At 70.3% G+C, this 9,967-nt stretch carries 11 protein-coding genes; 4 read left to right on the forward strand and 7 right to left on the reverse strand.

Going from position 1 to position 9,967, the window contains the following annotated elements; all coding sequences use genetic code 11:
- Position 1: 1 nt before the first annotated feature.
- The 3 genes from VLG41_RS20990 to aroE are packed head-to-tail and all read right to left on the reverse strand — an operon-like array spanning position 2 to position 2,201.
- A complete protein-coding gene (locus VLG41_RS20990) occupies positions 2 to 892 on the reverse strand; it encodes a DMT family transporter (protein WP_325351328.1) in 891 nt (296 codons plus the stop codon).
- Positions 889 to 1,347, reverse strand: a complete 459-nt coding sequence (aroQ, locus tag VLG41_RS20995; protein ID WP_325351329.1) for a type II 3-dehydroquinate dehydratase — start codon at positions 1,345 to 1,347, stop codon at positions 889 to 891. Before aroQ ends, VLG41_RS20990 begins: the two co-directional genes overlap by 4 nt.
- 32 nt (positions 1,348 to 1,379) lie before the next feature.
- Positions 1,380 to 2,201 (reverse strand): shikimate dehydrogenase, encoded by an 822-nt coding sequence (aroE, locus tag VLG41_RS21000; protein ID WP_325351330.1) that lies wholly within the window; start codon positions 2,199 to 2,201, stop codon positions 1,380 to 1,382.
- 77 nt (positions 2,202 to 2,278) lie between these two features.
- Between aroE and VLG41_RS21005 the strand changes: the two genes are divergently transcribed.
- The gene (locus VLG41_RS21005; protein ID WP_325351331.1) at positions 2,279 to 2,944 is read left to right on the forward strand and encodes a DsbA family oxidoreductase; all 666 of its coding nucleotides are present in this window, start codon (positions 2,279 to 2,281) and stop codon (positions 2,942 to 2,944) included.
- Positions 2,945 to 2,959: 15 nt separating this feature from the next.
- Here the strand turns inward: VLG41_RS21005 and VLG41_RS21010 are convergent, their stop codons facing one another.
- Positions 2,960 to 4,069 carry a mechanosensitive ion channel family protein gene (locus tag VLG41_RS21010; RefSeq protein ID WP_325351332.1) on the reverse strand — a complete coding sequence of 370 codons (1,110 nt, stop codon included), beginning with the start codon at positions 4,067 to 4,069 and terminating at the stop codon, positions 2,960 to 2,962.
- Positions 4,070 to 4,163: 94 nt separating this feature from the next.
- Positions 4,164 to 4,406: a glutaredoxin family protein gene (locus VLG41_RS21015; protein WP_325351333.1), complete on the reverse strand. Its 243-nt coding sequence runs from the start codon at positions 4,404 to 4,406 to the stop codon at positions 4,164 to 4,166.
- A gap of 135 nt (positions 4,407 to 4,541) precedes the next feature.
- On the opposite strand from VLG41_RS21015, the gene VLG41_RS21020 reads away from it, so the two are divergent.
- Positions 4,542 to 5,537, forward strand: coding sequence for a porin (locus VLG41_RS21020; protein WP_325351334.1), 996 nt, complete (start codon positions 4,542 to 4,544; stop codon positions 5,535 to 5,537).
- Between the two features lie 9 nt (positions 5,538 to 5,546).
- On the opposite strand, the gene VLG41_RS21025 is transcribed toward VLG41_RS21020, so the two are convergent.
- A complete protein-coding gene (locus VLG41_RS21025) occupies positions 5,547 to 6,548 on the reverse strand; it encodes an AraC family transcriptional regulator (RefSeq protein ID WP_325351335.1) in 1,002 nt (333 codons plus the stop codon).
- A gap of 200 nt (positions 6,549 to 6,748) precedes the next feature.
- Here VLG41_RS21025 and VLG41_RS21030 point away from each other — a divergent pair, with 200 nt between their 5' ends.
- The gene (locus tag VLG41_RS21030; RefSeq protein WP_325351336.1) at positions 6,749 to 7,573 is read left to right on the forward strand and encodes a class I SAM-dependent methyltransferase; all 825 of its coding nucleotides are present in this window, start codon (positions 6,749 to 6,751) and stop codon (positions 7,571 to 7,573) included.
- A gap of 56 nt (positions 7,574 to 7,629) precedes the next feature.
- On the forward strand, positions 7,630 to 9,063 hold the full coding sequence (locus VLG41_RS21035; RefSeq protein WP_325351337.1) for an NAD(P)-binding protein: 1,434 nt from the start codon (positions 7,630 to 7,632) through the stop codon (positions 9,061 to 9,063).
- Here VLG41_RS21035 and VLG41_RS21040 read toward each other — a convergent pair.
- On the reverse strand, positions 9,029 to 9,967 hold a 939-nt coding region (locus VLG41_RS21040), incomplete at its 5' end, for a radical SAM protein (RefSeq protein WP_325351338.1). The genes VLG41_RS21035 and VLG41_RS21040 overlap by 35 nt on opposite strands.

Here is a 9,967-nt window from a genome sequence, read left to right on the forward strand (position 1 = left end):
CTCAGGGTGCGGGTGTTGACGCGAGCCAGCGACGGAAGGGGTTGAAGCCCGTCACGAGGCCCGTGGCCAGCAGCACCAGCGCGCCGCCGAGGAACAGGCCGCTGGAGAGTTCTTCGCCCAGGAACAGGTGGCCCCAGGTGACGCCGAAGATCGGGATCATGAAGGCCGGGCTGATGGCCGCCACCGGCGACACGTGCCGGAGCACGCGCAGGTGGATCCAGTGCGCCAGGCCCGAGGTGACCAGCCCCAGCACGGCCAGGGCGGCCATCGCCTGCGGGGTGAAGCTCGCCTGCGGCCAGGCCCAGATCGCGCCGGGCGCCAGGAACAGCGCGGCGGTGGCGTGAATGCCCGTGGCGATGGCCAGGGGCTCCATGCGCGTGGTGGCGCGCTTCATGAGCGGCGTGGAGCAGCCGTAGCAGGCCGAGGCGAAGATGCAGGCCAGCACCGCCGCGATGGTGGGGCCGTCGAGCCGCACCGGGCCGAGCTGCACCACCAGGCCCACGCCCACGAAGCCCAGTACGCAGCCGGCCACCTTGTGCGGCGTGAGCGTGTCCTCCTTCGTCCAGGCCGCGGCCAGGGTGCCGAACAGCACCGCCGTGGTGTTGAGCAGGGCGCTGTAGCCGGCGGGCAGGTACAGCAGCGCCCAGGCGTAGAGCAGGAAGGGCATCACCACCGTGAGCAGCCCCAGCAGCATCAGTTCGCGCCAGTGGCGCCAGGGCCAGTGCTGGCGCAGCAGGCGCATGACCAGCGTCAGCGTGACCATGGCCAACGCCACGCGCAGGCCCGCGAGCGGCAGCGGCGTGAGCGCCGGGCTGGCGATGCGCAGGAACAGGAAGGAAGAACCCCAGAGCGCCGACAAGCCGACGAGCTGGGCGAAGTGGCGGGTCTTCACCGGGCGCCGGCCTTGCGGACCAGCCCTTCGATCGCGAGTTCGTAGCCCGCGACCCCAAAGCCCACCACGATGCCCGCCGCCACCGGCGAGATGTAGGAGTGGTGGCGGAAGGCCTCGCGCGCGTGCACGTTGGAGATGTGCACCTCCATCACCGGCAGCGGTGCGACGCCCGCGATGGCGTCGTGCAGCGCGATGGAGGTGTGGGTGTAGGCGCCGGGGTTCATCACCACGCCCAGCAGCTCGCCGGCCTTGAAACGCCGGCCGGCGGCGTGGATGGCGTCGATCAGCGCGCCCTCGTGGTTGCTTTGCAGTGCCTCCAGCGTGTGGCCCAGGCGCTCGGCGGTGGCGCGGCAGTTGGCTTCCACGTCGGCCAGCGTGGCCGCGCCGTAGGTGCCGGGCTCGCGGGTGCCGAGCAGGTTCAGGTTGGGGCCATTGAGCAGCAGGATGGCGGGCATGGGGGTCGTCTCCCTGTGTTGTTCCGTCAACTTTAAACCAGCGGCACCGACAGCCGGGCGATCACGTCCCGCGTGTCCGGCCGCACGCCGCGCCACCATCCGAAGGCCTCGGCCGCCTGCTCCACCAGCATGCCCACGCCATCGGCCAGGGCCCTCACGCCCGCCTCGCGCGCCTGCCGAAGAAATGGGGTCAGACCCCGTCCATAGACCATGTCGTAGGCCAGCGCGCCGGGCGCGAACAGCCCGGCGGGCAGGGGCAGCGATTCGCCGCCGAGGCCGGTGGAGGTGGCGTTGATCACCACGTCGAAGGAGGCGCCCGCGAGGTCGGCATATCCGCCGGTTTGCAGCGTGGTGTGCGCGGCGAAGTCGGCGCGCAGCGCATGCGCCTTGTCGGCCGTGCGGTTGGCCACGGCCAGCACGGCCGGCCCTTGTTGCGCGAGGGGCAGCAGCGCGCCGCGCGTGGCGCCGCCGGCGCCCAGCAGCAACACGCGCCGGCCCTCGAGGCGGTGACCCAGGTTGCGCTGGATGTCGTTGACCAGGCCGATGCCGTCGAAGTTCTCGGCGAACACGCGCTCGCCCTCGAAGCGCAGCGCGTTGGCTGCGCCGGCCAGGCGCGCGGCCTCGCTCGGGTCAGTGGCGAATTCACAGGCCTGCAGCTTGAAGGGCAGGGTGACGTTCAATCCGCGCCCGCCCTGTGCACGAAAGGCCCGTACCGTGTCCGCGAAGCCGTCCAGCGGCGCTTCGATGGCGGTGTAGCTGATGTCCTGCCCCGTGGCCTGGGCGAAGGCGGCGTGGATCTGCGGGGACTTGCTGTGCGAGATCGGGTGGCCGATGACGGCGTAGCGGTCGGTCATGGGAGGGCTTGCGGTGTGCAGGGTCTTGGGGGGAGCCGGGCATTGTCTCGCAGCGCCCGGCGGGACAATGCCGCCCCATGAACACCCCCCGCCTCAAGATCGATTTCGTCTCCGACGTGTCCTGCCCCTGGTGCGCCATCGGCCTGGGCGGGCTGGAGCAGGCCCTGCGCCAGCTCGACGGCCAGGTTGCCGCCGACATCACGTTCCAGCCCTTCGAGCTGAACCCGAAGATGGGGGCGCAGGGCCAGGACATCGGCGAACACCTCACCGAGAAGTACGGCAGCACGCCCGAGCAGCAGGCGAAGATCCGCGAGACCATCGCCGCGCGCGGCGCCGAAGTGGGCTTCAGCTTCAACCCGGCGGGCCGTGGCCGCATCTGGAACACCTTCGACGCGCACCGCCTCTTGCACTGGGCCGCCGAAGAGGGTGAACCCGGCCAGCAAGCTGCCTTGAAGAAGGCGCTGATGGCCGCCTGCCACACGCGCAGCGAGGCCATGGGCCACCACGACGTGCTGCTGGCCTGCGTGCGCGAGGCCGGGCTGGACGAAACGCGTGCCCGGGCCATCCTGGCCAGCGACGAGTTCGCGCAAGAGGTGCGCGAGCGCGAGCAGTTCTACCTGTCGCACGGCATCCACTCGGTGCCGGCGGTCATCATCAACGACCGCCACCTCATCTCGGGCGGCCAACCCGCGGCGGTGTTCGAGCAGGCGCTGCGGCAGATCGCCGCGGGACAGGTGGAGTGAGCGGCCGGGTGCCGCTCAACTGAGCGGCAACGGCCCTTCGCCGGACCCGTTGGCCGGCGGCGCGGGCGGCGCGTCCATCGCCACCTCCGCCCGCAGCCTGGGCAGGTACTGCGGGTACTCCCGCTGAAGAAAGTCCACCAGCTTCTCGCGCACCTCGCAGCGCAGGTCCCAGGCCGCGCCGGCGGAGGCGGCGGTCACCAGGCAGCGCAGTTGCAGCGCGCGTTCGCCGGCCTCCGTCACCTGCAGCAGGCAGAAGCGCCGGTCCCAGTGCGCCGAGGCCTCGCAGATGCGCTGCAACTCCTCGCGCAGCGGTGCCAGCGGCGTGCGGTAGTCGGTCCAGAGGAAGACCGTGCCGATGAGCTCGGACGTGCTGCGCGTCCAGTTCTGGAAGGGCTTCTCGATCCAGTACTGCAGCGGCACCACCAGGCGGCGCTGGTCCCAGATGCGCACCACCACGTAGGTGCCGGTGATCTCTTCGATCACGCCCCACTCGCCCTCGACGATGACCACGTCGTCCAGGCGGATCGGCTGGCTCAGCCCGATCTGCAGGCCCGCGATGAGGTTGCCCAGCACCGGGCGCGCGGCGAAGCCCGCCACCAGGCCCGCCAGTCCCGCGGAAGCCAGCAGGCTGGTGCCGATCTGGCGCGCCTGCGGAAAGGTCATCAGCATCAGCGACAGGCCGATCAGCAGCACCACGCCCTGCAGCGTGCGCGCGAGCACGCGCGTCTGCGTCTGGATGCGGCGCGCCTGCAGGTTGTCGGCGATGGTGGTGGGGTTGGCGGTGATGACGCCCTGGGCCACTCCGCGCACCGCATTGGAGGCCAGCCAGGTCACGGCGCCGATCAGCAGCAGGGCGCAGGCCTGCTGGGCCAGGCCCAGGCCCGGCGTGTCGGCCGGTGTGCCCTGCAGCACGGCGTTGACGGGCAAGAGCGGCAGGCCCCATTTCGCGGGGGCGCGGATGGCACTGGCCACGCTCGCGGCGACGGGTGCGTCGCGCGTGGCGCGGCGCACGATGCGCTCACCGATGCGAAAGGCCAGGCTCGTGATCAGCACGCCGACCAGCATGCTGCCCAGTGAGGGCAACCAGGCCAGCAGGGGAGAAGGCAACCAGTTCAGTTCGTCCATGTGGGCCCAGGGTAAACAGCGGCCCTATCCGCACGCAAGCCTGGGTGCTTTCAACACCGCAGCGCGCGCGATGCGTGCCGCCGGGCCCCGGCGCTCAGCGGCCCAACTGCGTCAGCGCGGCCTGCAGGCCCGCGAGGCCACCCACGCGCTGGTCGTTGATGAAGATCTGCGGCATCTGGCGAACCGAAGGACCGCACTTCTCATAGAACGCGAGGCGTTCGGCCTCGTCGTCGATGCGGATCTCCTCGAAGTCCATCGAACGGGACTTCAGCAGCATCTTGGCGGATTCGCACTGCGGGCAGGCGGACTTGGAATAGACGGTGATCTTGAGGCTCATGGGAAGCAAGTGTAGGGCCCGGGCACGCGATGTGCTTGGGAAGGGGAGGCCTGCGACGCTTGCAGCGGGCCGTTCCGTCGTTGGGCCAGCGGCTCATCTCTCCACACAACAAACGTCTCCAAATCCATGAACCAAATGAACAAGCGCTTCCAAAAGCGCAGCATTCTTGCCGGCGCCTTGCTGGGCCTGACCGCTCTTGGTGCACAAGCCCAGAGCAACGTTCAGGTGTACGGCCTCATCGACATGAGCGTGGGCTCGACCAAGGCGCCCGGTGGCACCTCCATCAGCGGTGTCGACAGCGGCAAGATGACCACCAGCTTCTTCGGCTTCAGCGGCACCGAGGACCTGGGCGGCGGCCTGTCGGCGCAGTTCCGCATCGAGTCCTTCATGCGCGCCGACGTTGGCGAGGCCGGCCGCTTTGGCGGCGATCCCTTCTTCGCGCGCACCTCGTCCATCAGCCTGGCGCACAAGGACTACGGCACGCTCAGCTTCGGCCGCAACACCACGCAGCTCTTCGTCTCCACGCTGATGTTCAACGCCTTCGGCGACTCCTTCGGCTACTCGCCGAGCATCCGCCACTACTTCGGGAGCGGGCAGGGCGCGGTCACCGGCGACACCGGCTGGAACGACGCGGTCTCCTACGCCAGCCCCAGCCTGGGTGGTTTCCGCTTCGGCGCCAGCACCGCCCTGAAGGAAACCAGCAACGGCGGCAACTGGAGCGCGGGCCTGAGCTACTCGGGCGGCCCGTTGGCGGTGACCGCCGTGCACCAGACCGTGGAGAAGGACGGCGCCGCGCCGGTGCAGGACACCGAGACCACCCAGTTCGGTGCGTCCTACGACTTCGGCGTGCTCAAGGCCTTCCTGCAGTACGGCGAGGTGAAGAACGAGACCACCAACAACAAGACCGACATCACCGGTCTGGGCGCGCGAGTGCCGCTGGGCGCGGGCGCCTTCATCGCCCAGTACGGCACCATGGACCCGCGCGTGGGCGCCGAACGCAAGACGCTGTCGCTGGGCTACCTGTACAACCTCTCTCGCCGCACCGAGCTGTACGGCGTGGCCATGAGCGACAAGGTCGATGGCCTGTCGAGCGGCAACGGCTATTCGCTCGGCATCCGCCACCGCTTCTGATCGGGGCCTTCAGGCCGCCGCCTGCGCCCTTCGCCAGGCCGCGGGCGGCTGTCCGGTCATGCGCTTGAAGGCGCGCGCGAAAGCCGCCTCCGATTCATAGCCCACGTCCTGCGCGATGGTGGCCACCTTCGCCTGGCCTTGTCGCAGCAGGCTCGCGCCCAACTGCATGCGCCAGTTGGCCAGGTACTGCATGGGCGCCTGGCCGGTGAGCTCGACGAAGCGCTCATGCAGGCTCGAGCGCGACAGGCCGACCTGGTGGCTCAGGTCTTCCACGCTCCAGGGCTCGGCGGGGCGTTCGTGCAACAGGCGGATGGCCTGGCCCACGTGCCGGTCGCGCAACGCGCCCAGCCAGCCGGCGCTGCCCGGCGGCAAGCCATCGAGGTAGCGCCGCGCGGCGTCGACGAACACGAACTCGCTGGCGCGCTCCAGCACGGCGGCGCTGCCCGCGCGGTGCTCGCGCGATTCGGCCACGGCCTGGTCCAGCAACTGCATGGTCCAGGGCCCCAGGTCGCCGGCCTTGAGGTGCATCACCGGGGGCAGGGCGTTGACCAGGGGATTGAAGGGCCGCGTGTCGCAGGCCACGAAGCCGCAGACCACCACGGTGCGGGCGTCCTCGGCCGGGCCGGGTGAGCCGGGCCGCAGCACGCCGCGGTGGTAGGCCACGGCAATGGGCTTGGGGTCGTTGCGGGTGGTGAAGCGCCAGTCGCTGTCGTCGGCCTGGGCGCGCAGACCGGGCGCGCTGGAGAGCACGTGCAGGTCCCCGCGCGGGAACATCACGATGTCGCCTTCGCTCATGCGCACCGGTGGCACGCCGTCTACGGCGGCCCAGCCGTCGCCGCGCACGAACAGGTGGTACGCGAGCACGTGGTCGGCACCGGGCATGAGAGCGCTGGCCAGCATCGGCGAGGCGGGCGTCTCGGCCGCCCAGTCGCCGTTGAAGCTGACGTAATAGAACACCGCGCCGCGCAGCCGCACGCTGCGAAGGACATCGGACAAGGGGTCGTGGCTCACGGGGAACCTCCGCGCAGCGCGTTGTGGTGTGGGCCCGTTCGAGCGGCCGCGCCGGGCTCCGGGCGGTTTGGCGGACGCGCGAGCAAATTTGCCCGACGCCGGGGAAAGCGTCAACGGGCCCGGATTCGAAGAATCACCCCCATCGGCGCGAACCCGCCCGATGCACCGCCCCACCATCCCACAGACTGAGGAGATCCCCCATGAACGCCGTCATCGACACCCCCGCCCCCGATTTCGCCGCCATCAAGCAGCGCCAGCAGGCCACCTGGGCCAGCGGCGACTACGCCGCCATCGGCACCACCTTGCAGATCGTCGGCGAGACGCTCGCCGAAGCCGCCGACGTGCGGGCCGACGAGGCCGTGCTCGACGTGGCCGCCGGCAATGGCAACGCCACCCTGGCCGCCGCGCGCCGCCACGCCAAGGTCACGTCCACCGACTACGTGCAATCCCTGCTCGACAAGGGCCGCGCGCGCGCCCAGGCGGAAGGCCTGAACGTGCACTTCCAGCTCGCCGACGCCGAGGCGCTGCCCTTCGGCGACGCCAGCTTCGACGTGGTGCTGTCCACCTTCGGCGTGATGTTCACGCCCAACCACCAGCAAGCCGCCAGCGAGATGCTGCGCGTCACCCGCCCCGGGGGCCGCATCGCCCTGGCGAACTGGACGCCGGCCGGCTTCATCGGCCGCCTGTTCAAGGTGATCGGCGCGCACGTGCCGCCGCCCGCTGGCGTGCAGCCGCCCTCGCTGTGGGGCACCGAGCCGCACATCGTGGAGCTGTTCGGCGCGCAGGCCGCGAAGATCCGCTGCGAGCGTCGGCACTTCCACTTCCGCTACCGCTCGGCGGCGCACTGGGTGCAGGTGTTCCGTGAGGTGTACGGTCCCACGCACAAGGCCTTCGCCGCGCTGGACGCCGCGGGCGCGGCCTCGCTGGAGCGCGGCATCACCGCGCTGCTCGACGAACTCAACACCGCGCCGGGATCGCTGGTGGTGCCCAGCGAGTACCTCGAGATCGTGGTGACCAAGGCCTGAGCGCCAGGCCGAATGCTTCCACCGGGCCCCGCCGTGCGGGGCCTCAGGAGACACACATGAACGCTTCCCCCCTGACAGCCGACTACGTGATCGTCGGCGCGGGCGCCGTCGGCATGGCCGTGGCGGACACCCTGGTGGCCGAGAGCCAGTCCCGTGTGGTCCTGGTGGACCGCCGCGCCCACCCCGGCGGCCACTGGAACGACGCCTACCCCTTCGTGCGCCTGCACGGTCCCTCGGCCATCTACGGCGTGAATTCGCTGCCGCTGGGCAGCGGCCGCATCGACGAGGACGGCCTCAACCGGGGCCTGCACGAGCTGGCCAGTGGTGCCGAGATACGCGACTACTACGAACGCGTGCTGCATCAGCGCCTGCTGGCCAGTGGGCGTGTGAGCTGGCTGCCCTTGCACGACGTGGACGCGCAGGGCGTGGCGGTCTCGCTGGTGAATGGCGAGCGTCGGCCACTGGTGGCGCAGCAGCGCTGGGTGGACGCCACGCGGGCCGACACGCAGGTGCCGGCCACGCACGGGCCGCGCTTCGCCGTGGCCGATGGCGTGCGCTGCCTCACCCCCACCGAACTGGTGCACCACCACGAGCCGGTGGCGGGGGTCGTCATCGTGGGCGGCGGCAAGACGGCCATGGACACGGCCTTGTGGCTGCTGGGGCAGGGGGTGGACCCGGACACCATCACCTGGATCCGCCCGCGAGAGGCCTGGGTGCTCAACCGCACCAACGTGCAGCCCGCCGCGCCCTTCGCCCTGCCGACACTGACCGCGATGGTGACCGAGCTGGAGATCGCGCGCGACGCGGGGTCCTTGCCCGAACTGTTCGAACGGCTCGAAGCGGCGCGCCTGCTGCAGCGCATCGACACCGGCGTGGAGCCCACGATGTTTCGCTGCGCCATCCTCAGCGAAGCCGAACTGGCGCAGTTGCGCCGCATCCGCCGCGTGGTGCGCCTGGGCCATGTGCGCGCCATCGAGCGCGATCGCATCGTGCTGGATCGGGGCGAGATCGCCACCTCGACGCAGCAGGTGCATGTGCACTGCAGCGCGGGCGGCCTGCCGCGGGGCCCGATGGAGCCGATCTTCCAGGGCGAGCGCATCGTGCCGCAGTACGTGCGCCGCTGCTCGCCCACCTTCAGCGCCGCCTTCGTCGCGCACCTGGCGCTCAGCCCGCTGGACGACGAGCAGCGCAACGCCCTGAGCGCGCCGGTGCCCATACCCAACGAGCCGCTCGACTGGCTGCGCATGCACCTGCACACCGCGCGCAACCAGTTGGCCTGGGCACAGCGGCCCAAACTGCAGGACTGGTTCCGCCACAGCCGGCTGGAGGCCTACAGCGCGCTGTTCGAGCGGGCCGCGCGTCAGGGCGATCCGGCCTGGGGTGAGCTGCAAGCGAGGCTCAAGCGCGCACGCGGCGCGGGGTTGGAGCGCATGGCCGAGTTGCTGCGCTCGGCGATCACGCCGTCTCCCGCTGAGCCAGCGCGCGCGTGATTCGCTGCTTCTTCACCGTCGTCTTCGGCACCGGAAACGGCAAATGATCGAACCACGCGCGCACGTCTTCCTCCAGCCCCGTGCCGTGCATGTAGTTGTAGAGCGCCTTGCGCAGGCCGATGCCCAGCGCGTCGTGATCGACGCCGGTGGGGTCGATGAAGCCGATGTCGTTCTTGGCGAAGCTCACCGGCGGCAGCGGGATCAGTTCGATGCCGTAGTCGCCCGGGTTCAGGCCCACCGGTGAGTGCACGGTGCACGAGAAGCGGTGGAAGAAGCCGCTCTGGATGCAGCCGTTGAGGAAGAGCTGGCGCACGTACTCCAGCGCGTCCACCGTGTCCTGCACGGTCTGCGTGGGGAAGCCGTACATCAGGTAGGCGTGCACCAATATGCCCGCGTCGCTGAAGCCCTTGGTGACGCGCGCCACCTGGTCCACCGTCACGCCCTTCTTCATCAGCGTGAGCAGGCGGTCACTGGCCACCTCCAGGCCGCCGCTCATGGCGATGCAGCCGCTGTCGGCCAGCAGCTGCGAGAGTTCGGGCGTGAAGGTTTTCTCGAAGCGGATGTTGCCCCACCAGCTGATGGCCAGGTCGCGGCGCAGCAGTTCTTCGGCCAGGGCCTTCAGGGCCTTGGGCGGCGCGGCCTCGTCGACGAAGTGGAAGCCGGTCTGGCCGGTTTCCTCGACGATGCGTTCGATGCGGTCCGCCAGCGTGCGCGCTTCGGCGGTTTCGTAGCGGCCGATGTAGTCCAGCCCCACGTCGCAGAAGCTGCACTTCTTCCAGTAGCAGCCGTGCGCCACCGTCAGCTTGTTCCAGCGCCCGTCGCTCCAGAGCCGGTGCATGGGGTTGAGCATGTCGAGCAGGCTCAGGTAGTCGTGCAGGGGCAGGCCGTCCCAGGTGGGCGTGCC

This window comes from Hydrogenophaga sp. (assembly GCF_035481345.1).
Classification (GTDB): domain Bacteria; phylum Pseudomonadota; class Gammaproteobacteria; order Burkholderiales; family Burkholderiaceae_C; genus Hydrogenophaga.